The sequence below is a fragment of the Ferviditalea candida genome (assembly GCF_035282765.1).
Lineage (GTDB): Bacteria > Bacillota > Bacilli > Paenibacillales > KCTC-25726 > Ferviditalea > Ferviditalea candida.
The window spans coordinates 42,441-68,141 of record NZ_JAYJLD010000021.1 but is presented as its reverse complement, the minus strand read 5'-3'; the positions used below and the strand labels follow the sequence as shown (position 1 = coordinate 68,141).

The 25,701-nt window shown below is 51.8% G+C and carries 21 protein-coding genes; 18 read left to right on the top strand and 3 right to left on the bottom strand.

Features of this window, described 5'->3' with window-relative positions:
* The first annotated feature begins 106 nt into the window (after nucleotides 1–106).
* The 3 genes from VF724_RS13920 (at nucleotide 107) to VF724_RS13910 (ending at nucleotide 3,735) form a co-directional block, all read left to right on the top strand.
* Nucleotides 107–1,888, top strand: a complete 1,782-nt coding sequence (locus VF724_RS13920) for an outer membrane protein assembly factor BamB family protein (RefSeq protein WP_371754863.1) — start codon at nucleotides 107–109, stop codon at nucleotides 1,886–1,888.
* A 192-nt stretch (nucleotides 1,889–2,080) separates the two neighbouring features.
* Nucleotides 2,081–3,124 (top strand): carboxypeptidase-like regulatory domain-containing protein, encoded by a 1,044-nt coding sequence (locus VF724_RS13915; protein ID WP_371754862.1) that lies wholly within the window; start codon nucleotides 2,081–2,083, stop codon nucleotides 3,122–3,124.
* Nucleotides 3,125–3,291: 167 nt separating this feature from the next.
* Nucleotides 3,292–3,735: a MarR family winged helix-turn-helix transcriptional regulator gene (locus tag VF724_RS13910; protein ID WP_371754861.1), complete on the top strand. Its 444-nt coding sequence runs from the start codon at nucleotides 3,292–3,294 to the stop codon at nucleotides 3,733–3,735.
* A 140-nt stretch (nucleotides 3,736–3,875) separates the two neighbouring features.
* On the opposite strand, the gene VF724_RS13905 is transcribed toward VF724_RS13910, so the two are convergent.
* The 3 genes from VF724_RS13905 to VF724_RS13895 all read right to left on the bottom strand — a co-directional run bounded on the left by VF724_RS13905 (nucleotide 3,876) and on the right by VF724_RS13895 (nucleotide 6,734).
* Nucleotides 3,876–5,801: a glycosyl hydrolase family 18 protein gene (locus tag VF724_RS13905; RefSeq protein WP_371754860.1), complete on the bottom strand. Its 1,926-nt coding sequence runs from the start codon at nucleotides 5,799–5,801 to the stop codon at nucleotides 3,876–3,878.
* A 190-nt stretch (nucleotides 5,802–5,991) separates the two neighbouring features.
* Nucleotides 5,992–6,279 carry a DUF2653 family protein gene (locus VF724_RS13900; RefSeq protein WP_371754859.1) on the bottom strand — a complete coding sequence of 96 codons (288 nt, stop codon included), beginning with the start codon at nucleotides 6,277–6,279 and terminating at the stop codon, nucleotides 5,992–5,994.
* Nucleotides 6,276–6,734, bottom strand: a complete 459-nt coding sequence (locus VF724_RS13895; RefSeq protein WP_371754858.1) for a hypothetical protein — start codon at nucleotides 6,732–6,734, stop codon at nucleotides 6,276–6,278. The genes VF724_RS13900 and VF724_RS13895 overlap by 4 nt, the downstream gene beginning before the upstream one ends.
* A gap of 309 nt (nucleotides 6,735–7,043) precedes the next feature.
* Between VF724_RS13895 and VF724_RS13890 the strand changes: the two genes are divergently transcribed.
* From VF724_RS13890 to lepB, 15 genes are all read left to right on the top strand, one after another.
* Nucleotides 7,044–8,564 (top strand): carboxypeptidase M32, encoded by a 1,521-nt coding sequence (locus VF724_RS13890; RefSeq protein WP_371754857.1) that lies wholly within the window; start codon nucleotides 7,044–7,046, stop codon nucleotides 8,562–8,564.
* A gap of 247 nt (nucleotides 8,565–8,811) precedes the next feature.
* Nucleotides 8,812–9,765, top strand: coding sequence for an aromatic acid exporter family protein (locus tag VF724_RS13885; RefSeq protein ID WP_371754856.1), 954 nt, complete (start codon nucleotides 8,812–8,814; stop codon nucleotides 9,763–9,765).
* Between the two features lie 108 nt (nucleotides 9,766–9,873).
* Entirely contained in the window at nucleotides 9,874–10,443 is a 570-nt protein-coding gene (locus VF724_RS13880; protein ID WP_371754855.1) for an outer spore coat protein CotE, read from the top strand.
* 116 nt (nucleotides 10,444–10,559) lie between these two features.
* A complete protein-coding gene (locus VF724_RS13875; RefSeq protein ID WP_371754854.1) occupies nucleotides 10,560–12,005 on the top strand; it encodes a putative amidoligase domain-containing protein in 1,446 nt (481 codons plus the stop codon).
* A gap of 89 nt (nucleotides 12,006–12,094) precedes the next feature.
* Nucleotides 12,095–14,707, top strand: a complete 2,613-nt coding sequence (gene mutS, locus VF724_RS13870) for a DNA mismatch repair protein MutS (protein WP_371754853.1) — start codon at nucleotides 12,095–12,097, stop codon at nucleotides 14,705–14,707.
* A 21-nt stretch (nucleotides 14,708–14,728) separates the two neighbouring features.
* Nucleotides 14,729–16,165, top strand: coding sequence for a S41 family peptidase (locus tag VF724_RS13865; RefSeq protein WP_371754852.1), 1,437 nt, complete (start codon nucleotides 14,729–14,731; stop codon nucleotides 16,163–16,165).
* A 3-nt stretch (nucleotides 16,166–16,168) separates the two neighbouring features.
* Entirely contained in the window at nucleotides 16,169–18,094 is a 1,926-nt protein-coding gene (mutL, locus tag VF724_RS13860; protein WP_371754851.1) for a DNA mismatch repair endonuclease MutL, read from the top strand.
* Nucleotides 18,094–18,867 (top strand): class I SAM-dependent methyltransferase, encoded by a 774-nt coding sequence (locus tag VF724_RS13855; protein WP_371754850.1) that lies wholly within the window; start codon nucleotides 18,094–18,096, stop codon nucleotides 18,865–18,867. The genes mutL and VF724_RS13855 overlap by 1 nt, the downstream gene beginning before the upstream one ends.
* Complete coding sequence (gene miaA, locus VF724_RS13850; protein WP_371754849.1) at nucleotides 18,864–19,847, top strand: tRNA (adenosine(37)-N6)-dimethylallyltransferase MiaA; 984 nt, start codon at nucleotides 18,864–18,866, stop codon at nucleotides 19,845–19,847. The genes VF724_RS13855 and miaA overlap by 4 nt, the downstream gene beginning before the upstream one ends.
* 33 nt (nucleotides 19,848–19,880) lie before the next feature.
* Nucleotides 19,881–20,120 (top strand): RNA chaperone Hfq, encoded by a 240-nt coding sequence (gene hfq / locus VF724_RS13845; RefSeq protein WP_371754848.1) that lies wholly within the window; start codon nucleotides 19,881–19,883, stop codon nucleotides 20,118–20,120.
* 186 nt (nucleotides 20,121–20,306) lie between these two features.
* Nucleotides 20,307–22,748 carry a transglycosylase domain-containing protein gene (locus VF724_RS13840; protein WP_371754847.1) on the top strand — a complete coding sequence of 814 codons (2,442 nt, stop codon included), beginning with the start codon at nucleotides 20,307–20,309 and terminating at the stop codon, nucleotides 22,746–22,748.
* A gap of 65 nt (nucleotides 22,749–22,813) precedes the next feature.
* Nucleotides 22,814–23,524 carry an alpha/beta hydrolase gene (locus VF724_RS13835; RefSeq protein WP_371754846.1) on the top strand — a complete coding sequence of 237 codons (711 nt, stop codon included), beginning with the start codon at nucleotides 22,814–22,816 and terminating at the stop codon, nucleotides 23,522–23,524.
* 24 nt (nucleotides 23,525–23,548) lie between these two features.
* The gene (locus tag VF724_RS13830) at nucleotides 23,549–24,199 is read left to right on the top strand and encodes an HAD family hydrolase (protein WP_371754845.1); all 651 of its coding nucleotides are present in this window, start codon (nucleotides 23,549–23,551) and stop codon (nucleotides 24,197–24,199) included.
* Between the two features lie 183 nt (nucleotides 24,200–24,382).
* On the top strand, nucleotides 24,383–25,129 hold the full coding sequence (gene map, locus VF724_RS13825) for a type I methionyl aminopeptidase (RefSeq protein WP_371754844.1): 747 nt from the start codon (nucleotides 24,383–24,385) through the stop codon (nucleotides 25,127–25,129).
* A 24-nt stretch (nucleotides 25,130–25,153) separates the two neighbouring features.
* Nucleotides 25,154–25,690 (top strand): signal peptidase I, encoded by a 537-nt coding sequence (gene lepB / locus VF724_RS13820; RefSeq protein ID WP_371754843.1) that lies wholly within the window; start codon nucleotides 25,154–25,156, stop codon nucleotides 25,688–25,690.
* Nucleotides 25,691–25,701: the final 11 nt, after the last annotated feature.

The window sequence follows — 25,701 nt, the reverse complement described above, 5'->3', positions numbered from 1 at the left end:
CTCTTCGTCAAATATTATCCTCAAGCGCTTCGTGCGTCAAAGATGAAAACATGCGTAAAAGCGAGAAAAACGAAGAAAACATTAATTTATTGAGGGAGGGGTTAGCTTGAAGAAACATTGGAAGGCCGCAAGCACGATCGTGATTGGCACTTTGCTTCTCGCAGCCTGCACGAATTCATCAGCTCCTAAGGAAAGTGCGCAGCCGACGTCTGCACCCGCAGCCCAGGAAACGCAGCTGCCTGCAACGGCAAAGCCTTCTCAGGAGCCGACTGCCCAGGCACCTGAGACGCACCAATACCAAAATTTTCCTACATGGGGCTATGATTATCAAAGCAACAGACATGTCCCTTTCACACAGATTACAAAAGACAATGTGAAGGATTTGGGCGTGATTTGGGAAGCTGATCTAAAGAAAGTCGACGCGGAACTGGCGGCCGGCAACCAATCCTTCTCGCCCGTTGTTGACGGTGTCATTTATGCAACCGGCAGCTATGCGCATGTATTCGCTTATGAGGCGGTTTCCGGAAAGCTGTTGTGGAATTGGAAGCCGGACAAGGAAATCATGGATCATATCAAGTCAATGGGCATGTTCGGCTCCAACCGCGGTGTGGCTGTGGGAGAAGGGAAAGTATTTGTCCTGATTACGGATGACCGTCTTGCGGCGCTCGATCAGAAGACGGGCCAATTGGTCAAAATGATCAATCTCTGGGATACCATTCCGGATGTCACGGCGGAAAAAGGCTATTATGAAACTGTGGCTCCTATCTACTACAAGGGCAATGTATATATCGGCAGCAGCGGCGCGGATAACGGCGTGCGCGGCTTTGTGATGGCTTACAAAGCCAGCGACCTGACCCCGGCTTGGGATCAGCCGTTCTGGACGGTCCCGCCGAAAGGCCAGGATTGGCTGAAGGACAGCGCGTATAACGGAGGCGGCACGGTTTGGGATCCCCCTTCCATCGATCCGGAAACCGACATCATGTATTTCGGCACCGGCAATCCGGCTCCGGACTTTTACGGAGCAAAACGCCCGGGCTCCAACCCGTACGTTGATTCAGTCATCGCACTTGACAGCAAAACCGGTAAAATGATTTGGGCCAGACAAGAAGTTTCGCATGACCTGTGGGATTACGATGCGGCCGCCACTCCGATGGTGCTTAAAGCCAAAGTAAACGGCAAAGAACGCAAGGTGGTCGTTCAGGGTGGCAAATCCGGCGAATGGTTTTGTTGGGATGCTGCAACCGGCGAACCGATTTATAAGAATGTAGCGTTCTCCAAAATCGATCATCCGAAACCGACTCCCAAAGGTGTGCTCTCCTATCCCGGGGTGCTCGGCGGAGAAAACTACGCTCCGGAAACGTATGATCCCGAGTCCAACTATGTATTGATCCCGGGAATCGAATCCCCGTCCTTGATTAAAGCCGCGAAATCAGAGGAGGATTCAATGGCGGAAAGCAAAAAGTCCGGATTTTTCGGAGCTTTGGCTTTTGGAACATCGATGGGCGAGGCCCCTCCCAATATCAAACCGTACGGAACCGTTACGGCCATTGATATGAACACGGGCAAAATCGCCTACCAGAACAAAACGGACGATCCGATGCGCGGCGGATTCACCAGCACGGCTGCCGGCATTGCTTTCTATGGCGAGCAGAGCGGCAAAATGAAAGCCATCGATATCAAATCCGGTCAAATTCTGTGGGATTTCCAAACGAGCGGAGGCGCCATCGGCTCAGCCCCGTCGATCTTTACACAGGACGGCAAACAGTACGTGGCGCAAACGACCGGCGGTCCGAATCCGAAATTGATCGTCTTCGGATTGGGCGGAGAAAATACGCAGGGAGCATCGCAGCAAACGGGTGGAACGGAGAATGTTCACCAGCAGAAATAATTGATGTTCGGCAATTCACGCACATTCCGGAATCAATAGAAGCACAGGGCGAGTTGTGTAAAACCTGCCCTGTGCTTTCCATAAAAAAGGGGACCTTATATGCGTATTCTATTTACCTTGGCCGGTCTGCTTTGTGCAGTTTTACTGATCTCGGGTTGCAAGCAAGAGTCAGTGAAACAAGAGACAATGAAAATGGATGCAAAAGCATCCGAAAAGCCTCAGGCTGTCGTTGAATTTCAGCTGGATCAAACCTTTTTCGAGGCTAAACCCTGGAGACAGGATCTTTCGCATATGGATACGGTTCACGGAAGGCTGCGGGTGAACGGAGAACCGGTTGTGAACGCGCAACTGGAAGCAAATAAGCACTTGTTGGAAACCGGTAAAGACGGAACGTTTGAAATTAACCTTGACCGGAGCGCCTTGTCGAAAATACCGGTCCATATCAAATCTCTTGAAAAAGCGACGATTTCCGGTCAGCCTGTAGGCAAACAAGTGCAGCAGGAATTGATGTCCCGAACGGAAAATGTGTATGTGTATTATCCTATTAATATCCAACAAGTCCGTCCTTCCGCAAAGGATCCCGGGCGGGTTGAGGTTCACGGGCGCGTTACTGTTCCCGAAGATACGGTTTTTCCGACGATCAAGCTGGATAAGTACGCGATTTACGGAGTGGTCAAAGATCATGCCGGAAATCCCGTGAAGAATGCGGTTGTCAACATCCGGCGCGACGGCGTGGAAGGCTTCGCAAAATCCTTGCCGAGCAACGATAAAGGAGAGTATATCATGTACTATATTCCCGAGGGGGATGAAGAGATTTATTTAAATGTCTATGTTGGAAATCAACATTATACCCTCCCGGAGAACAGAGTGTATCATTTTCCTGAAGGCATGAGCATAGAAACGAATATCACACTTCCCAAAGAAGGAACGGTAATTCAGGACTATCCTCCTACGCTGGTCAGCAAAGCCGCTCCGGGACAGCTTTATCTGGGGACCTTCATCGGGTTGTCCGTCTCTGACGATGTTGCGTATACCGTGACTGTTCCCAAAGCGGATGGATCCTTTATCGTGACGCTGCCCAAAACGGTTTGGGATCAAAAGCCGCTTTTCTATGAAACCAATATGAGCAAGTTTACCTTGAAGCCTTTGTCGCCCGGCGACCCTCTGCCCTCAACCGAAATCCAAAAACCGGCTCCATTCGAACCGGATCGAATTCAAGCAAAGAATTATAAATAGCTTGGCGTAATCCATGCAAAAAATAACTGGAACTTATAAAACGGCGCCTTTTTTTAAGGGCCGTTTTTTGCTTGTTTCAGAAAAATACCAATTATTGACTAAAGTATAAAAGTTTAATAAGATGATTAGGAATAAATACCATATTTCTTAGGTCTAAGGAGCCAGTAATGAACAGACAAAAGGATCTGATGGATCTTTTCAGGATGTACAGAACCCACTCGAAAATTTGGGCGACGGAATGGAGCAGGAACAATGCTGACGGGATTTCCGTCTCCGAGGCTTTGGTTTTGGAAGTTCTCGGAACAAAGGGAGCGCAAAAAGCTTCAAGTCTGGCAAGTGAATTGGGCATTACAACAGGCGGGATCACCGGGATTGCGGACAAAATGGTCAAGGCTGGGTTGATTCGGAGATTGAAAGATGAGCTGGACCGCAGAGTGGTTTATTTGCATATTACCGAACTCGGGAGCAATGTTCTCGGAACGCTCGATGAAAAGATCCTCAACCAGATGGAGAGGCTGTTCGGCATGTTGACGGATTCCGATATACAGGAGCTGCTGAGGATATACGATAAGCTGATTCATTACGACCAACCTTCGGACAATGAGCAATAGCGTCATGCTCGCTCAAGACCCGCAAAGAGAAGCGCCGGGTGCCGCCCGCCGAAAATCCAAAAGGCTCAGCAGGAGATCAATGCTCGTCCTACAGGAGCCTTTTGTTTGCCTCGATAGAATTTATTGCGAATGAGACTTTGTCATTTCTGTAAAATCATCACTTTCCAGACATTTTCATATTCATGTCCGGTTCTCCAGGCGGCGACACCGGCCAGATTGTATTTCTTGGCAAGGTTCAGGCGTTTGGTCAGCGTATCTTCGTCTTCCAGCCAGAATACCCAGGTATATCCGTCTTGCTGGTAGGTGATTTTATATTGCTGGTATCGGCTGTCCCAGGTCTTCGTATACTGTATCGATGCCAAGAGGCCGGGAATACCCTTCAGCAGGAGAGCCTTGTTGCCGACCGGACTGCCGTCATCGGCGAGTTTCCATACGCGGGTATAAAACGGGATGCCCAGCACCAGCTTGTCCCTCGGTATTCCGTAGGACAGGAAGTCCTGAATGCCTGCTTCCGTCCAGGGCAGGCCTGCCACAGAGCCCGGTTCGGGACTGCCGGAATAATGCTGGTCATAAGCCATGATAATAATATGGTCGACGATTTTCATCAGTTCCTTATGATCATATGCGGTCAAATGATTCCAGCTCAAATCGCCCCGGGGAAGGTCGATCGATACGCTCAAGCCTTTTTGATGCGCGGCCTGGGCCAAATCTTTTACAAAAGTCGTATATTTCTCCCGGTCTTTGCCGCTGATGCTTTCAAAATCGATGTTGATTCCGTCAACATTGATTTGCGCTGCCCTTCCGACAAGCGAGCTGATAAATCGGGCTTGGGCATTCGTATTTTTGAGAAATTGGCTGGTCAAACCGGAATCGAACCCGTTGCTTACCAGCGGATGCACCTGGATTCCCTGAGCATGCAGCCACCTGACGGTATCGGCATCGGATTGGTCCTTCAGCGTTCCGTCGCCACCGGTCAATTCAAACCACGTGGGGGAATCCGCATCCAGTCCCAAGGTGTCGGAAACCTGCGACTTGATCAAATCGGGTTTGTACGTTCCGTTCCACGACCAGAAGAGAAGCGAGCGGTTATTATCCCAAATCACATCTCCTTCGGAGGTCCGAATGGAAGCATTGCTGTATTGAACAGCAAATTTCAAGGCTCCCGGAATGGTGAAGAAACGGTTGATCAGGCGATCCCCTTGATAGACTTGATAATAAGGTTCGTTGGTCCAAATTTCCCGGCCGTCGGTTTCAATGGAGGCATGCGCCCAACCGTTGGCAAAGCCGATCGCCTCGTTCAATTTGGAAAATTCCTTCAGCAGCTTTTGATTTTGATATACCTGATACGGCTTTATGTTGGCATAGACGGTTTTTTGCGTGCGGCTGTTGATGACGACTGCGCCGTCCTGCGCAGCGGCTTTATGAATGGCGTCCACCAGCGAGGGGAATTGCCAGTCTTGCTGCGTATAAGTCTCGATGTAGATTTGATAAACCGGCTCCCCTTGTTTCAGCGACTGCTTGTATTCTTCGCTCAAATTGTCCCATACCCATTGGTTGGAATTCAGGTCGATGACGTAGGAATGCTCCCACTTTCGGGCTTCATTCACAGCTGATTTAAGATCGGCAAAAACCCAGGAGCTGCGTGTGGATTCGCCTTGATAGACGCGGTAATTCGGCTGTTTCGGATAATTGTTCCATACCCAGCCGCCGGACTGAAGGTCCCGGATACTGGCATTCGCCCATTTTTTCGCTTCCCGGATCGCTTCATTGAGGGTGGCAAATTGCCAATCGGGCAGCGTATTGTCATATTGATAGATTCGGTAACGCGGAAAGTTGTCCCACAGCCATTTTCTTGAACTGATTTCCTCGACATGGCTGTTTGTCAGTGTCTTGGCTTGAGCAATTGCTGTGTTCAAATTGGAATATTCCATGATGATGCGGTTGTTTTGATAGAGCCGGTACTTGGTCGTGGAATCGGCCGCGGCAGATACGGGAGCGGCCCACTGCTGCAGCAAACAGCCAAAAACGAAGGTAAGGATGACTATCAATTTGCCGTGCTTGAACATGATTCGCCCTCTTTCATTATGTAATCTATCAAAATATCACTTGTATACTTAAACGAAATAGAGAGCGATTAGTTTCTCTGGAAATGGATAGGAATGTTTTCCAAAAAAATGCCATCCGGTTCCTCGAACCGGACGGCGCTGTTGCGATGCTGCTCAGGTAATTCGTTGAACGGGGATTTGCTTTAAAAAATCAGAGAGCCGAGTCATCGATCTCAGCCCGTATTTGTTCATCAAGCTCCAACCGGATTTGGTTGCGGAACACGCGATGCCCGTATTTGTTCAGCAGGTATCTCTCAATCGCTTCGAGCATATTGGACTCGACGAGATACATCTCCCGGCCGCCGATCTCTACGGATGCGGAAAATCCGAGATCCTCGTCCCAGAGCAGCTCAACACTCACTTCCTGCGGGCGGATTCCCCTGCGTTCAGCCTGATGAAGGCAAATCGCGTTGGTGATTTCCTGTTCGTCTAATATCATGCTTCCAGCCTCTTGTCCTTTTCCTTCCGCTTATCGGCCATATATCGGAAAAGACCCCGAACGGCCAGGAATACTGCATAGATCGCCAGAACATTGACCAGGAGTCCCAGAATGTCCCCCAAAGCGCCGAAGTTGCTGAACAGGCTTCCGAACAGCAGACCGGCCAACCCGCCGATAAACATCCCTTTCAGCAAGCTCCCGCCGGAGAAAAATCCGCGGTTGGTTGGGGTATTGGTTGTGTTACTGGTCGGGTTCGTCGTCTTTCCGGTATCCGTCTTGGAGATGTTGTTCTGAGTCGGCGTCTTCGAAGGGGTATCCGAGAACGAACGCTTCGGAGACTGATAAGATTTGATTCCTCCGCTGATGCTTCTTTTGGCATCTGCCGTCTGTGAGACGGAGAAGGTGAAGGTCAATGCGACCAATAGAGACATGACCACAAGCAGTGTCTTTTTCATAAATGAGGCAACCTCCTGAAAATGGATGAGTGTCTTTTCACTAATGATACGGATCACTTCGCCAAAGGTTTCAAATCTGTGCATGTTCTTTAACAGAGCGTGTTCAAAAAGCCTGGCGAAGAAAAAGGGGTGTGTCGAAAGGAGCGGAAAGGTTTATGCTCCCGAAGCAGTTTTCTGCGAAAACTTTTACGCCTTTGAAACTTTTTGAACACGCTCTAACAGAAAAGTTGATTATGCGTGAAGAACGCATTATGATCAAGATGGAAATCTATTGAAGTTAACCCTTGGCCAAACGAAAGGAGAATGGCAATGGACAGGACATTGGAGGAAAAATTGTCCGCTTTCCGTGCTTTGATCCAAAAAATCAAAAGCTATGAGGAAGCGTTGGGTGTGATGTATTGGGATTTGCGGACAGGAGCGCCCCGAAAAGGGGTCGAAGGAAGATCCGAAGTCATCGGTGTGCTGTCGACGGAAATGTTCAGGCTGACGGTCTCCGAAGAAATGAACGCGTTTCTCGATGAATTCACTCTTCCGGAAGTGTACTCGCAGCTGGATGAGATCAACCGCAAAATTGTCAAGGAATCCAAAAAGGAATACGATCGCAGCAAAAAAATTCCGCCGGAGAAATATCAGGAATATGTCGTGCTGACGTCACAGGCGGAATCCGTTTGGGAGCAGGCCAAGCAGGAATCCGATTTTTCCTTGTTCCGTCCCTATTTGGAGAAGATCGTGAAGTACAATCAGGAGTTCATCGAGCTTTGGGGTTATGAAGGCAATAAATACAATACGCTGCTGGATATGTATGAACCCGGGATGACCGTGGAAAAATTGGATCTTGTTTTCGGACAATTGAAAGACCGGACAGTGCCTTTGGCGGCCCGGATCAAGAAAGCGAAGGACAAGCCGGACAGTTCATTTTTGCATCAGCATTATGATAAGGGAAAACAGCGGGAATTCAGCCGCTTTATATTGAAGGAAATGGGTTACGATTTTCAAGCGGGACGTTTGGACGAAAGCGTGCATCCGTTCGCAACCGGGCTGAATCCCGGAGACGTGAGAATCACGACGAATTTCAAGCCGGACGATATCAGCTTTGCGCTGTTCGGCACCATTCATGAAGGCGGGCATGCGCTGTACGAACAGAATCTCTCCGAGGAGCTTCGCGGTACGATTCTCTGCACCGGAACCTCCATGGGCATTCACGAATCGCAATCGAGGTTTTGGGAAAATTTCATCGGCTGCAGCCTTCCGTTTTGGAAAAGATACTATGCCGAGATGCAGAACGCTTTTCCAACGCAGCTGGGAAATATCACAGTGGAACAGTTTTATCGGACGGTCAATGAAGCCGAGCCGTCGCTGATTCGCATCGAGGCCGACGAGCTGACCTATAATCTGCACATCATGATCCGGTATGAAATCGAGAAAGCGTTAATTAATGATGAAATCCGGGTGGACGAACTTCCCGAAGTATGGAACGCCAAATATACGGAATATCTTGGAGTGACGCCATCCCGGGATGCGGAAGGGGTTCTGCAGGACGTGCATTGGTCGGGGGGATCGTTCGGATATTTTCCGTCTTATGCTCTCGGAAATATGTACGCCGCGCAGATCATGCACACGCTTCGAAAGCAAATGCCGGATTTGGACGCGATGATCGAACGGGGGGAATTGCATCCGGTGAAGGAGTGGCTGACGGATAAAATTTACCGTTTCGGAAAATTGCTGGATCCGTCGGAAATTATCCTGCAAGTGACCGGAGAAGAGCTGAACCCTGCTTATCTTGTTGATCATTTGACCCGAAAATATTCCGAGATTTACCGTCTGGACTGATCCGGGGAGTCTGTCCGGCGAATTGAATTCTTGAATTTTAAGAGCGTTCATCAGTTGCGGAAGCGGAGTATTGGGAATCTGCCGTAAAAGCGACTTTGGCTTTGAGTTTTAACCTTTAACAAGTCCATTTAGATCAAAAAACTCAAAACAACGGAGCTTGCTGGCATTTCCCAATGCGAAGCTGGAGCAACAAGGAATTCATATTCGATATGACGATTAGGGGAAAACTAGAAAACGAGGGATGGACATGGGCATCCGGGTGATCAAAACCGCAATTGCGGCTGTCTTGGCTATTTATCTGGCACAATTGTTTTCGCTGTCATTCGAAGTTTCTTCGGGCCTGCTGGCCATTCTCGGTGTGGACGTAACGCGCAGAAAAGGTCTGCGAAGCGCGCTGCAGCGTATCGCCGCCTCTATCCTTGGTCTGTTGTTCGGTTCCTTCATCTTTTGGCTGCTCGGCTTTCACGTTTGGGTTTTCGGGATTATCGTCCTGATTTCTTATCCGCTGCTTTCCAGAATGCAGCTCAAGGACGGCATTGTCACCAGCTCTGTGATCATTCTGCATATTTTCTCCATAGGGAAAATCGAGCTGCACTCCCTGGTGAACGAAGTCTTGCTGCTGCTGACCGGCCTGGGATCGGCGACGTTGATCAATTTCGTCTATATGCCGAATCCCGATCAACGGCTGCTGGAGCTCAGAAGCCAGACGGAAGAGTCGTTCTCCGCGATATTCCGCCATATTGCCGAAAATCTGAAGGACAAAGATTACATTTGGGGCGGAAGCGAGTTGATTGCCGCTGACGCGTCAATACGGGATGGGATTCATCTGTCCGGAACCGTGGCGGAGAATGCGCTGTTCAAAACGGATGAGTATTGGATGCAATATTTTTTGATGAGGCGTCAGCAGCTAGACTCCATTCAGCGGATGATGCTTTTGGTGTCGAGGGTTTACGAGACGCTTCCGCATGGAAAAATGACGGCTGAACTGTTCGAAGCGCTGAGCAAGGATGTCAAACAAGAAGAGTACATGGGTAACGTCGAGAACATGATCTCGGACCTGGAGGGGACATTCAAGATTCTGGACCTGCCGAGGACACGGGAGGAATTTGAAGTGCGTTCGGCGATTCTGCAGCTGTTTTTGGAATTGAAAGGCTTCATATCGATAGCGAAAAGCGGCAAAAAGAAAAAAATTCCCGCATAGCATTATACGAAGGAATCATTGTCGCCAGCCGCCCAAAAGTTTTTGTCACCCTAGACGAATGTCCTGCATACAATTTAAAAGAATGATTGTATGGAGGAGGTTTGAGGAATGTCGATTTCAGATAAAGAACTGGAATTCAGGGAAATTATCACAAAAGCGGTATGCGGAAAGGGACGCAGATTTTCGCAAGTCGCCCATACGGTAACGCCGCCCAATAGACCCACGAACATACTCGGGGCATGGATCATCAACCATCAGTACGAAGCGTCCAAATCCGGGGACGGCATTGAGGTCATCGGTACTTACGATATTAATATCTGGTATTCTCATGACAACAATTCCAAAACCGATGTCGCGAAAGAAACGATTTCATACACTGAACTGGTACCCATGACGTATTTGGATCCGAAGCATCGGGCCAACACGGAGGAGGTTTTTGCGGTGGCTACGCAGGAACCGACCTGTGTGGAAGCTACGGTGACCAACGGCGGAAAAGTGAAGATCCTGGTTGACCGCGAGTATCAGGTTGAAATGGTTGCCGAAACGAAAGTGTGCGTCGTCGTGAACCAGGGGGCATGTGACGATTTCGAAGATAAAGAATTCGATTTCGATGAAAATGCTACGGATGGCGATTACGAAACTTTAGATCCTGATTTGCTGGAAGACGAAGTCGTGTGATTTGCGTTGAATTAGTTAAGGACGGGAGTCTTGGAATACATGGTATTCGGCGCTGATGGCCGGAGAGAGGGCGACAGCCCTCTTTTTTAAAAAGTTTTTGGCGGCGGGGGAATGGAATGGGCGCTTTTTTGTTATATGACGATGAAAGTGCGGTTCGGCTGCTGCTGCCCCGATTGAACATCCCTTGCGGAACCCGATTAATAGTCCCGAATCGCGGTCAGCATAAGATGACCGTAGCCATTCCGTGGGGACTCCGCCGTGGCCCGGAAGAGCTGGGCTTCACGCGCATGCTGAATCCTGCCCGACAGGTGGAGAAATCGCGAAATCGAAGCTGGATCAAGGATACCCTCGAACGTGCCGGACTGTCCGTTCTTTCGGAGAACACGGACATCTGCGGGAACGGGGAATCATTCGTATGGTCAAGAGAGCTCAGGGTTCCGGTGTTTCATCTGGAAGCGTTGGCCGTGTTTGCCGATCGCAAGCCCGCACATTTGAACTTGTCCTTGCTGAATGTTGCGCACAGCGAAGAATATGAGGAATTGCCGCCGGACACTTCCGCGATCGCCCGCAGAGCTGCCCGGTTAGCTGTCCGCGCCGTGTATGCGCTGGGGCTCGATTTCGGTATTGTGACCCTTGTCCGGCTTTCCGACGGGAAGACGGTCATCAAGGATGTAAACCCGGAACCGTTCCTTGATCGGCGCTTGGGCGAATTGTTTGCAGAGGCGATCAACCGTTACCACGAAAGCTTGAAGAGCGAACTGAGCCGAGGCAAAGAGGCGATTTTGGGAGCCGATCCCGAATTTGTGTTGGTGGATGGAAATGGAAAAGTCGTACCTGCCGCCCGCTTTTTTCCGATGCGCGGCCGGCTGGGCTGCGATTCCCTGCGGATCGGCGGCGGCCGGCTCGTTTATCCGCTGGTTGAGCTTCGTCCCGATCCGAGTCCGGAGCCGAAACAGCTGATTCTTCAGATGACGTGGCTGATGCGTAAGGCAGCGGATCAAATCGGTGAAGCCGACCTGGCTTGGCTGGCAGGCGGCATGCCGGTCAAAGGGTTTCCCTTGGGCGGCCACATTCATCTGAGCCGCATTTGGTTGAACGGATTTTTGCTTCGCGCGCTGGATAACTATTTGGCTCTTTCGCTGGCCGCGATCGAAGACGACTCAACAGCGGCAAGAAGGCCGCGATACGGATTCCCGGGGGACTTTCTGCGAAAATCGCACGGCGGCTTCGAATACCGGACACCGCCGAGTTGGCTCGTAGCGTCCGATATTGCCAAAGGTGCATTGGCCTTATCCAAGATCATTGCCGAGCATTATTGGGAACTGAACAGCCGCCCGCTGGACTTGGAAACCGTTCATGAGGCATATTACCGGGGGAACAAATTCGCGCTCCTTCCGATTGCCCGCAAACTCTGGGCAGAAATCGAATCGACTGCTTCCTACGCCAAATACTCCTCTTTTTTGGCGCCGCTCAAAAGAAGATTGGAGACTTTTCAGACATGGAACGAGCGGGAGGATTTCCGAGATTCCTGGCACATTCCGCGGATCACCCAGCCGATGTGAACGCTCTTCAAAGTGAAAAAATAAGAACAACGGACAAATTCGTGATATAATAATCGTCGAATACCCTGAATTCCGGTTGGAGGTCCATCATGACAACGTATACCCCCATGATCCAGCAGTATCTTGCGATCAAGGCAGAAGTCAAAGACGCCTTTTTATTTTTCCGGCTTGGGGATTTCTATGAACTGTTTTTTGAAGATGCCGTACTGGCAGCCAAAGAGCTGGAAATTACACTGACCGGCAGGGAGGGCGGAACGGAGGAACGGATCCCGATGTGCGGGGTTCCCTATCATTCCGCGGATAACTATATTTCTAGATTGATTGAAAAGGGCTACAAAGTCGCAATTTGCGAACAGGTGGAGGATCCGAAGGAAGCAAAGGGCGTCGTGCGCAGGGAGATTGTCCGGATTGTGACGCCCGGCACGGTGATGGAGGGCAAGACGTTGGGCGAGGCGGCGAACAATTTCATCGTCGCTGCCGCTGAGGTCAAGGAGCAGTACGGAATTGCGGCCTGCGATCTGACGACTGGCGAACTGTATGTCACCTCCTTTGCGGCTTCCAAGGATTCGCTGCTTGATGAAGCAAAGGTGTACAATCCGTCCGAAATCATCGGAGATTCGTCTTTGCTTGAGCAAATCGGACAAGATCTGTCCGGCGGCTCTCGGCCGCCCATGCTGACCGAATGGAGCATGGACGCAAACGAACTGATCCGCGGTCATTTTCCGGCCGAAACTCTGGCGGCGCTGAATGAACCGCAGTTGAAATGCGTCGGTTATTTGATTGCTTATTTGAATGTCACGCAGAAAAGGTCGCTGTCCCACATTACCCGCATTCAAACCTATGAGCCTCAGCATTTCATGATTCTTGATCCGTTCACCCGAAGGAATCTGGAGCTGACCGAGACGATCCGCGACCGATCCAAGCAGGGGTCACTGTTATGGCTGCTGGATCGGACGGTCACCTCGATCGGCAGCCGGATGCTCCGCCGTTGGGTGGACAAGCCGCTGATGAACAAAGCGAGGATCGAGGAGCGGCTGGAAGCGGTCGATACACTTTACAATCGGCTGATCACCCGGGAAGAGTTGCGCATGCAGCTGAAGGAAGTTTACGATTTGGAACGGCTGGTCGGCAGAATTTCCTTCGGAACCTCCAATGCGCGGGACCTGCTCGCACTCGGACTATCGCTGAGGGCGGTGCCCGGCATTGTCGAGACATGCGCGGCTTCCGGCTCCATCACCTTGCAGCGGTTGGTCGAGGGCCTGGATGATTGCCGGGACGTAATGAAATGGATCGATCAGGCCATCGTGGATGATCCGCCGATTTCGGTTAAAGAAGGCGGCATGATCCGGCCAGGCTTCAACCTCCGGCTGGATCGGCTTCGCGAGGCGAGCGTCAACGGCAAGCAATGGATTGCCGATCTTGAGAAGAAAGAGCGTGAGATCACCGGCATCCGAACATTGAAAATCGGATACAACAAAGTGTTCGGCTATTATATCGAGGTGACCAAGGCCAATATTGGTCACCTTCCCGATGGCCGTTATGAACGAAAACAGACTTTGGCCAATGCGGAACGTTATATTACTCCCGAGCTGAAGGAAAAAGAAGCGTTGATTCTTGAAGCCGAGGAAAAGATGGTGGACATCGAATATGAGCTGTTTATCGAGCTGAGAGATCGGATCGGCGCTCAGGTTGCCCGCCTTCAGAAGCTGGCCGGGATCATTGCGACCGTCGACGCGCTTCAGTCGATGGCCAGCGTAAGCGCCGAATACCGTTATCGGAGGCCGGAAGTCACGGAAGGGTACGATCTGGTGATCGAGGAAGGCCGGCATCCTGTGGTTGAAGCGCTGATGAAAGACGGAAAGTTTGTGCACAATCAGACCTCATTAACACAAGATGAAGCGAGAATGCTGCTGATTACCGGACCGAATATGGCAGGGAAAAGCACGTACATGCGCCAGGTCGCTCTCATTTCCGTGATGGCCCAAATCGGCTGCTTCGTCCCTGCGGAGCGGGCCCTCATTCCGCTGGTGGACCGAATTTTCACGCGCATCGGCGCGGCTGACGATTTAGCCGGCGGACAGAGCACGTTCATGGTGGAAATGACGGACATTCAAGTAATGACGGAAAAAGCGACAGCCCGCAGCCTGGTCATCATCGACGAATTGGGCAGAGGCACCTCGACAGGGGAAGGAATGGCTATCGCCCAAGCGGTTATCGAGTATCTGCATGAGAGGATCGGCTGCAAAACGCTGGTCTCCACACATTTTCACGAGCTGGCCCATCTCGAAGAAAGCTTGGGCCATCTGCGGAATTACTGCATGGCGGTGCAGGAAAGCGGAGACCAGGTTGCCTTTTTGCGCAAATTGATTCGCGGAGCGGCCGGCACAAGCTATGGGATCTACTGCGCCAAGCTCGCCGGTCTTCCGGCGACTGTCATTGACAGGGCCTATCAGCTGTTGAATGCGTTTGAGCTGCGGGATTCCGCCGCCCTGCAGCGGGCGGAAACGGCTGCTGCGGTTGTTCAGTTGAGCTTGTTCGGCGGGGAAGAAGAATCACGATTGAAATCGAAAAGGAAGGCGGACGCGGCTGATGAGGTTAGCGCAGAAATCATGCGCAGTCTCCGGTCGGCCGATCCGATGAACATGACGCCGCTTCAGGCTATGCAGCTTTTGATGGATTTAAAGCAATTGGCGCAAAAATGAGGGAAGAGGGGAATCATAAAGATGAAGAATCGCAAACAGAAATACGTCACTTCCGGATTGCTGGCCGTGATGCTGCTCATGCTGCCGCTGGCCACTGCATTGGCCGCGGCGGAAGTCGAGCCTTCCCAGCAGACAGCGGATCAAGTGAGAGAATTGATTTTGAAATATCATGTAAGCGCCCCGGCGGAAAACAAAATTCCCAAAACGAATATAAACGAAATGATCAAGGATTTATCCGACCCTTACACGCAGTATTTTTCCCCTGAAGATTGGCAATCCTTTCAGAATCAAATAGAAAATCATTATGTCGGCATCGGCATCCGTCTTGGACAAGATGAGAAGGGATTTTATGCCGTTGAGGTGTTTCCTGGCTCTCCCGCCGAAAAAGCGGCGATGAAGCCGGGGGATTATATCGTCGAGGTGGAAGGCCAACCGGCCGCCGGCAAGAAAATGGATCAGTTGGTCAGCTCAATCATCGGTCCGGAGGGCAGTTCGGTCCATATCACGATCGAGCGAAGCGGCAAACGGCATGTTCTCACTCTAAGCCGCCAGAGCATCACGATACCGGTAATTACGACCCATTATTTCCAAAACGGCGTGGGTTATATCAAATTGTCCGATTTTTCCAGCGATGCCGATGAGAAGATAGCAGCTCAGCTCCAGGCTTGGAATCAGCAGGGCATGACGGCTCTGGTGCTGGATCTTCGCGAAAATCCGGGCGGACTGCTGGATACCGCAGCCAATATCGCCAGTTTGTTTATTCCCCAGGGTGTATTGATTCATACCAGAGACCGCAACGGAATCGATCAGTCCTTGGAAATATCCGGCGGGAGCTCCTTCAATAAAAAGCTCGTCGTCTTGGTCAACAACCACAGCGCCAGCGCTTCCGAAGTGCTTACGGGCGCACTGCAGGATTATAAAATCGCAACGGTCGTCGGCACCCGCACCTATGGGAAAGGCAGCGTGCAGAGCATCTTTCCGCTGCAGGACGGCGGTTATTTGAAGCTCACGGTTGAGGAATATCTGACCCCTTTGAAGCGGGTCGTAAACAAGGTGGGATTGAACCCGGACATCGTTGTTCCCGACGATACGGCTCAATTGCTGACCGCTCTGCACCAAGCGGGGATGAAGCGTCTGGAATTGCGGCTTGCCGACCATCATCTCACCGTGAACGGACAGCAATTCAACACGACGTTCCCCAGTCTGAAAAGCAACGGGCATACCTTCATTCCTTCGAGAATATTGGCAAGCTTGATTGATGGGACTGTTTCATGGAACAATTCAAGCAAAGTTCTGACGATTGCCAATGGCAGCGGAACCCGAACCTTCAAGGACAGCATCAAAAACGTAAAAGGCACCAGCTACATTGATTTGTATTGGTTTCAAAAGTCCTTCCCCGCGTTTCAATGGAAGCAGGACGGGAACAGTCTTGCGATATCCGCTAGCGGAGGGAATTGATTAATGGGCAGGATCCATGTTCTTGACGCGCATATCGCCAACCAAATTGCTGCCGGCGAAGTGGTGGAGCGGCCGTCGTCCGTGGTCAAGGAACTGGTCGAAAACGCCATTGACGCCGGCTCGACCCGCATCGATATCCAAGTCGAGGAGGGCGGCATCCAACTAATCCGGGTGACGGACAACGGCTCGGGCATCGAAGCGGATGATTGCGAGCGGGCTTTTTTGAGACACGCGACCAGCAAGATTTCTACCGGAAAGGATTTGTTCCGCATCCGCAGTCTCGGCTTTCGCGGAGAAGCGCTGCCGAGCATTGCCGCCGTATCCAGGCTGGAATGCGTCTCTTCTTCCAAGGACAACGGCTTGGGCAGAAGAATCGTGATAGAAGGCGGGAGCATCAAGGCGGCGGAAGACGTTCCGGCACAGAAGGGAACGGATTTCATCGTCAAGGATTTGTTCTATAATACTCCGGCCCGCCTGAAATACATGAAGACAATCCAGACGGAATTGGGGCATATTTCCGATTATGTGTACCGGATCGCGCTGGCATATCCCGATATCGCGTTCAGCCTTGCACACAACGGCAGCAGCCTGCTTCGGACGCTTGGCAATGGAGATACCCTGCAGGTTATCGCAGCTGTTTATGGGACGTCCGTGGCGAGGGGAATGATCGGTGTAAACGGAGAGAATGCGGATTACGTCCTAAGCGGATATATTTCCAAACCGGAGATCACCCGCGCCAGCCGTTCGGCCGTTTCGCTGATCGTCAACGGCAGGTATATCCGCAACTATGCGGTCACGCAGTCGATCGTTCAGGCCTACCATACGCTGCTTCCCATACACCGCTTTCCTGTTGCCGTTCTGAACATCCGGATGGACCCCTCGCTGCTTGACGTGAACGTTCATCCCTCAAAGCTAGAGGTCAGGTTCAGCAAAGAATCCGAGCTGCTGAAATTTATTGAGCATGAACTGGCGGGAAAGCTGAAGAAGCAGGCGCTGATTCCCGAAGTGTCCAAACCTGCAGTGCGCAGTCCCGTGATTCAGGAGCAGCTGGAGCTTTACCGGCATACGGATATACCGTCTGCCGGACTGTCTCGGGCCGCCGATGCGGAGCTGCCGAAATCGGACCCGCCGAGAACCGACGATCAGCTGAAATCGGAACCGCCGAAAGCGGCCGACCGGCGGGAAATACATAACGGCTTTGAGACAACTTATCGGGCACAGCCGTCGGGAGAGGGGCTGCGCAGACCGCAGGCGGAGCATTCGAAGAAACCGGAGTTCTCTGATGAGCAGCTGAAGCCGCTGTATGTCCCGATCGACGAACCTGCAGCGGCTTCGGTCCGGCAGCATTTTCCGAAGCTGTATCCGATCGGTCAGATGAGAGGGACTTACATTATCGCGCAAAATGAAGATGGCTTGTTCCTGATCGATCAGCATGCCGCACACGAACGGATCAACTACGAATATTACTACGGGATGTTCGGCAATCCCGCCGCGGCCAGTCAGGACCTGCTTGTACCCATTCCGCTGGAATTTACTCCCTCCGATGCGGCGGTCATCCGGGAGAAACTTTACGTTTTTGAGCAGGCGGGCGTTTATTTGGAGCCCTTTGGTGGGAATACCTTTATAGTAAGATCCTGTCCGCATTGGATGCCTTCCGGGCAGGAGAAGGAAATCATCGAGGAAATGGTGGAATGGGTGCTGGCCGAAAAGAAATCGCTGGATATCGCCAAAATCAGGGAAAAAGCCGCCATCCTCTGCTCCTGCAAGGCGTCGATCAGGGCGAATGAGAATTTGAGTATGCTCGAAATTGAATCGCTGCTGGCACGGTTGGCCAGCTGCAGGAATCCGTACACCTGCCCGCACGGACGCCCGATCGTGATCAGCTTCTCAAATTACGAGCTTGAAAAAATGTTTAAACGGGTGATGTGATGATCGTCACGACAGCGAATCGTACCTCTCCGGAGCTGCAGAGACTGTCTCAGGATCTGGCGGATGAGATGGGCTTGCGCTGGGTGCCGAGACAAAACTTGTCGCTGAAGCAGCTGGAGGAGAAATACGGGGATTCCCAATTTCTTTTGATAACCGACAACGGGTTAAGATACAACGAGGCAGGGCGTGAACCGCTCGATTACCATCCGAGTATGGCGGTGATCCGGATCAAAAGGCTGCTGAAAGGCGAGACCGACAAGCTGATCGAGCTCGCTGAAGCTGGTCCGGGAGACCGTGTTTTGGATTGCACGGCCGGCTTCGGCGCTGACGCGATTATTTTTTCTCATGCCGTCGGTGCCTCCGGCAAAGTAACCGCGCTTGAAAGCGAGCTCATCCCGTATTTGCTGGTGCGGGAAGGCCTGTCGCGTTATCAATCGGATGTGAAGGAATTGGATGAGGCCATGCGAAGAATCGAGGTATTATTGACGGATCATTTGTCATATCTTAGACTATTGCCGGATCGGAGCGTTGATATCGTGTATTTTGATCCAATGTTCGGCAAGCCCGTGCAAAGCTCCAGTTCCATGTCGCCTTTGCGGGGCGTGGCCAATCGCCAGCCGCTTGCTCGTAAGGCAGTTGAGGAAGCGGTCCGGGTTGCCCGCAGGAAGGTTCTGCTCAAGGAGCACAGGGATAGCAGGGTATTTGCAGAATTGGGCTTTGACCGCGTTGTGAGAACGGGATCGACGACCGCTTACGGGGTGATGGATCTTTGACAGCGCATCAGCAGCAAGAAAAGCAGAAGCTTTTGGTGCTCATAGGGCCGACGGCTGTCGGCAAGACCAGGTTCAGCCTGGAGATCGCCCGCAAATTCGGGTGTGAGATCATTTCGGGGGATTCCATGCAGGTTTATCGGGGAATGGACATTGGCACAGCCAAAGCAAGTCCGGAAGAACTGCAATCCGTCCCGCATCATTTGATTGACATCCGCGAGCCGGACGTACCTTTTTCCGTATCCGACTTTCACGAGCTGGCCAAACAAGCCATCCGCGAAATCTCAGGACGGGGCCGACTTCCGTTTATCGTTGGCGGAACGGGATTATACGTTGAATCGGTCTGTTATGAATATGAATTTAGCGATTGCGGAAGTGATGAGGATTTTCGCGAGCAGCAGAGAAAGTATGCAGCGCAATTTGGTCACGAGGCCCTGCATCTAAAGCTTGCGGAGCAGGATCCCGAGTCGGCGCAGCGGCTTCATCCCAATGACCAGAGACGCATTATCCGCGCGTTGGAGGTGCTTCATCTGACAGGTGAAACCCTCTCTGCGCAGTTGGCGCGGCAGCAAAAGACCTCCCCGTACCAATTGTGCATTGTCGGCTTGACAATGGACAGAGATTTGCTTTATAAGCGAGTTGAAGCGCGGGTTGATCAAATGCTGGAGCAGGGTTTAGTCGAAGAAGTTGCCCGCTTGCTGGAAAAGGGCTATGATCGCGGCCTGATTTCCATGCAGGGGTTGGGGTACAAGGAAATTATCAGCTATTTGCAGGGCGAAACCACCTTGGACGAGGCGATTGCCCTGCTGAAGCGGGATACTCGCAGGTTTGCCAAACGGCAGTTGTCCTGGTTTCGGCATATGAAGGATATCGAATGGGTGGACGTTACGGTGGAGGTAAAATTTTCTGCCCATTTGGAGCAAATAAGTGATATAATATCAACGAAGTTGCAATTAGAAGGAAAATCCGCAGATTTGCTATAAAATAATCGATCATGAATCAGAGGGGGTTCCTACATGAACAAATCCATCAATATTCAGGACACGTTTTTGAATCAACTTCGCAAAGAAAGCATTCCGGTCACGGTGTATTTGACCAATGGTTTTCAAATCAGGGGACAGATCAGGGCATTCGACAACTTTACCATTATTGTTGACAGTGACGGACGCCAGCAAATGATCTACAAACACGCGATCTCTACATTTACCCCTCAAAGAAATGTGTCATTGATGCAGGAAGCGGATTCCGAGTCCTGAACGGAATAGGCAAGCCGATCAGGAGTTCATCTTTTCGATGAAACCTTTTCCGGCTTAGCAGCGTCTAATTAAACAGGGTACAAAGCGAGCAACCCTCCACCGCAAGGGTTGTTCTTTTCATTAAGGGCTCGCCTAAAGGCGAATGGAAGGGACGTAAGCAGGGATACAAAGGTGGGGAGAAAAATCATGACGGATCAGCGGTCGAAACCGCATCGTAAGCCCAAAACCAAACGAAGCTTGAAAAGATGGTTTCATGGCATTTTTTTATCGGCTGCCGTTATTTTGTTTCTGGCAATGGCCGGATATTTTTTTATTCTCATCAACGGAGAGCGGCTGCTCGCCGCCAACATCGGCAAAATGGACATGGATCAGGCGTCTATTCTCTATGACGCGCATGACCGTGAAGCCGCCAAGCTGTATCGGGAAAACCGGGAACTGGCGAAGCTTGACGAGATGCCGAAGGAGCTGCCCGAGGCGTTCATTGCGACTGAGGACAAACGATTTTATGAGCATCAAGGTTTTGATCTTTGGTCGATAGGCCGGGCGCTTGTAACGGACATTCTGCACGGAGGAGCTGTGGAAGGCGGCAGCACGATCACGCAGCAACTGGCCAAAAACCTGTTTCTTTCCAACCAGAAAACCCTCTTCCGCAAAGTAAATGAAGTGTCCATTGCCATGGCGCTGGAAAACAAGTACAGTAAAGATGAAATTCTGGAGATGTATTTGAACCGGATCTATTTCGGCAACGGCGTTTACGGGGTCAAGACCGCCGCGGAGAAATATTTCGGCGTCTCCGATCTGAAGAATCTGAGCCTCTGGCAGTGCGCCACCTTGGCGGGCATTCCCAAGGCTCCCGCATATTATAATCCGATATCGGATCCCGCGCGTTCCCAAGAACGACGGGCGGTTGTGCTGCAGTTAATGTACGAACAGGGCGATATCACGAAAGCCCAGAAAGACGCGGCGGAAAAGGCAGTGTATCATCCGCCGGCGGTCCGCAGCCATCAGGCCTATACCAGTTTCACCGACTATGTGGTTGAAGAGGCTGGAAAGCTGGCCGGCTTGACGGATGAGGAATTGCGAAAAGGCGGATACCAAATTTATACTACATTGGATACGCACGCGCAGAATGTTTTGGAGCAAGCTTTCGGGAACGATTCTTTGTTTCCTGCGGGCATGAAAGGCAGCGAGGTTCAGGGGGGCATGGTCATTCTCAACCATCGGGACGGGGGGATTGTCGGCCTGATGGGCGGTCGTGATTACCAGATGGGCGATTATAATCGGGTCGAATCGCCGAGACAGCCGGGTTCTTCCTTCAAGCCGATTGCCGTATACGGTCCGGCGCTCGAAACAGGCAACTGGACGCCTTTCTCGCTGTTAAAGGATGAAAAAATGTCGTTCGGAAATTACAGTCCGCGCAACTATAACAATGTCTATCAGGGTCAGGTGACGATGATGGACGCAGTGAAGGATTCGATCAACGTTCCCGCCGTTTGGCTGTTGGACCAAATAGGGGTGGACGCAGGCATGAAGTTTGCCCGGAAATTGGGCATTACGCTCGGGCCGGAAGACCGCAATCTGTCAATCGCGCTCGGCGGACTGACCGAAGGGGTAACTCCGCTGCAGATGGCGCAAGCGTATTCCGCTTTTGCCGATCAGGGAAAGCTACATAAAGTGCATGCGATCCGCAAAATAACCGATGCGGACGGCAACGTCATCTATAATTACGCCCAAGAGACGCGTACGGTCATGGATCCTAAGACGTCCTGGTATATGACGCTCATGCTGCAGAATGTCGTGCAGAACGGCACAGGCCAAAATGCGAGGATGAATCGGCCGGTGGCCGGCAAAACAGGAACGACGCAGCTCGGCCTAAAGGGGATTTCCGGCGGCAACCGGGATGTCTGGTTCGCCGGGTATACGCCGGAATGGACGGCCGCCGTCTGGATGGGCTATGACAAAACGGACGAGAAGCATTATTTGACCGGAGGGAGCGGATACCCGGCCCGAATGTTCTCTTATGTCATGTCCAGAGCGTTGAGCGGCAAGCCGGTGAAATCGTTTGTTAAGCCTCAAGGAGTGACAGATCCGCAAAAGCCTCCGCAGCCGATCAACGACTTGACGGCGCTGCCTTCGGTTTCGGATCGGAGCGTACAGCTAGCCTGGACACGCAGCGATGACCGGGCGGAATTCGAACTGTACCGGAAAAGCTCGCAAGAAACCGATTTTCAATTGGTGCTGACGACGGCAGATACGAATATCAGGGACATTTCCGTAACCCCGGGGGAAAGTTATCAGTATTATGTCGTTGCCGTGATTCCAGGTACAGGCTTAAAGAGCGAGAAATCCAATGTCGTTAGCGTGACGGCGCCGACAGACGGAAGCCAGCCGGGCATATCGCCGCTGCCGACAGATGGAATTCAGCCGAGCCCGTCTCCGCAGCCGACAGATGGAATTCAGCCGAGCCCGTCTCCGCAGCCGACGGACGCAAGCCAGCCGGGCATATCGCCGCAGCCGACGGACGGAAGCGAGCCGAGCCCGTCTCCGCTGCCGACAGCTTCAAGCCCGCCAAGTTTATCGCCGTACCCTACGAAATCTCCGGGCTTGACGAGAACCGGAATCCATTGACGGGAAGGATTTCGGGCGCTCCGTATGGAATTATCAAGAAAAGAAACCCGGAAGAGGTAAACGCAATGCCGAACAGCCATCAATCCTATCCAAAAGTTTGTCTGCTTCTGCACGGTTTTACCGGAGGTCCGTTTGAAGTGGAGCCGTTGGGCTCGCACCTGCAAAGCAAGGGGTATACCGTGAGCATTCCCGTACTTCCAGGACATGCCGGCGATGACCGTCATTTGGGAGAGGTTACTTGGCAGCAATGGGTGGAGGAAGCGGAGCGGGAAGCGGGGAGGCTTGCGGAAACATACGGCTCCTTCGACCTTGCGGGTTTTTCCATGGGCGGTTTGATCGCCGCTTATCTGGCCAGCCGGTATCCCGTCAGAAGACTGGTGTTGATCAGCGCTTCCGTTATTTATCTCAGCCCGAAGCGGTTTGCCACGGAAATGTGGGAGGAGGTCCGCCGGAAAAACTGGTCGGCCTTCTACAAAGTCCAGACCACACCGCTGCATGCCGTGCTTCAGTTTATGATGCTGGTCCGGAGTTTGCGGAGGGAAATCGGCAGGGTTCAGGTCCCGACCCTGGTGGTGCAGGGGGAGCGGGATGAGATCGTCCATCCATACAGCGCCCGGTATTTGGAGCAGAATCTGGGGGGGGAGGTTCAGGTGAAATATTTTTCGAATTCGAGGCATCTCATCTTTCTGGACATCGAAACCAAAGAAGTTTGCGAAGCGATTTCAGCTTTCTATGAAGGGGATGACAACGAGGCTGAGAAGAAAATTCGAAGCTGACTGTCAAGGGGGGCGGAAGTCGGCATGATCGGATTGCCGGATGTGAAAGGCATCATTTTCGATATGGACAATACGCTGCTTCAATCCCGAATCGATTACGCCGCAATGAAGCGGGACGTGTTTCGGTTTTTCGTCGAGCATGAAGTTGTTTCGGCCGATCTGCCGGTTCATGCCCACACAACCTCCACGATCATCGAACTGGCCAAGAATTCCGGGGTGTCCGAACAGCTGATGACAGCCGCTTGGGAGATTGTGACGCGCCATGAGATCTCCGGGATGCAGTGCGCCGGCATTGAACCGGGGACGTTTCATATGCTTGAGACGCTCATTGGGCGCTTCAAATTGGCCGTCTTGACGAACAATTCCATGCGCTCTGCTCACCCTGCACTGCAAAGTGCGGGTATTTTATCCTGCTTTGATCGGGTGGTGTGCAGGGAACAGATGACCGCTTTGAAGCCGTCGGCATCGGGAATTTATGCGATTTTCGATCATTTTCCGGATGTGCCCCGGGAGAGCTGGATCCTGATCGGCGACTCATGGATCGATGGAAGGGCCGCAGAGACAGCGGGAATTCCGTTCATCAGCTACAAAGCCGATTTGAAAAAGCTGAGCGAAAAATCGGTAGAGCCCGTTTTTTCCGTGAGCTCGATGAAGGCTCTGATTCATATTCTTTAAGAGTGTGGTTACTTTGAAATCGTGGAACAACCGCTAAATTGAATTACGATTTCAACAGCGCCCGGAGGCACACCCCTTTTGCGCAGCGACCCAACTTTTTGAACACGCACTTTAGAGGAGTATGTGCAATGACGGCGCAGGGAAAGCGTCGTGATCCGGGATCAGGAAGGAGGGAGCAAGCATATGATCGTTGATTCGCCCAAAGACATTGAAGGATTGAAGAAGATCGGCAGAGTTGTCGCCTTGACGATCAAAGAAATGAAAGAGCGTGCAAGACCGGGAATGACCACTCAAGAACTAGATGAAATCGGGGAAAGGGTGCTGAACAAGCACGGCGCATCGTCCGCCCCGCAAAAAATGTACAATTTTCCGGGGGCAACCTGCATCAGTCTGAATCATGAGGCTGCGCACGGTGTGCCGGGAAACCGCAAAATCCGCAAAGGGGATGTGCTGAATATCGATGTATCGGCGGAACTGAACGGCTATTTTGCCGATGCCGGCCATTCTTTTCAAATTCCTCCCTATAACCCGCAGATCGTCAAGCTCTGCCGGTTTACCCATCAGACCATGATGAAGGTTATTTCACAGCTGAAGCATGGCGTAAAGCTGAATCTGATCGGCCAAATCATTGAGACGGAAGCCGGCGGAGCAGGATACGGGGTTATCAAAAATCTTTGCAGCCACGGAGTCGGAAGATCGCTGCACGAAGAGCCTTTTCAGATTTTGCATGTATATAACCCGAATGAGGAAACGCTTTTGCAGGAAGGGCAAGTGATTACCGTGGAGCCGTTCTTGACGACCGGCGCGGAATATGTGTTGGAGCAGCCTGACGGATGGACGCTCCGGGTGCCCGATGAAAGCTATGTGGCCCAGCAGGAACACACCGTCATCATTACCCGCAATGAACCGATGATCGTCACAGCTATCTAACTGTCACCAGGAGGTATCCGATTTTTGGAAAAGCAGCAGGACCGGTATCGAATCCGAAAAGAATTCAGGGAATGGGCCGTATCGATTGCCGCAGCCGTCATCATTGCCCTGCTATTTCAGAAATACGCGTTTGCCCAGACCGAGGTGCGGATGAATTCAATGCAGAATACCCTTATGCAGGGGCAAAGGTTGATCGAGAACAAATTTCTGTATTGGTTTTCCGAGCCCCGCAAGGGTGATATCGTGATCATTAACGGAAAGGAAAGCGACAAACGATTGGTCAAAAGAATTATCGGCGTTTCCGGGGATCTTATCGATATCCGCGACGGCTCGGTGTTTTTGAACGGGCACAAAGTGCAGGAATCCTTCGTCAAGGGAAGGACGTTAAATAACGGGATGCAGGTTCCTTTCCGGGTGCCCGACCATAAAGTATTCGTAATGGGGGATAACCGGGAGGCCAGCATGGACAGTCGAACACTCGGGCCCATTGATCTGAAGAGCATCGAGGGCAAGGTCGTATTCCGCATTTGGCCGTTGTCCGAGTTCGGCGCCGTCGAATAGGGGGATACGCC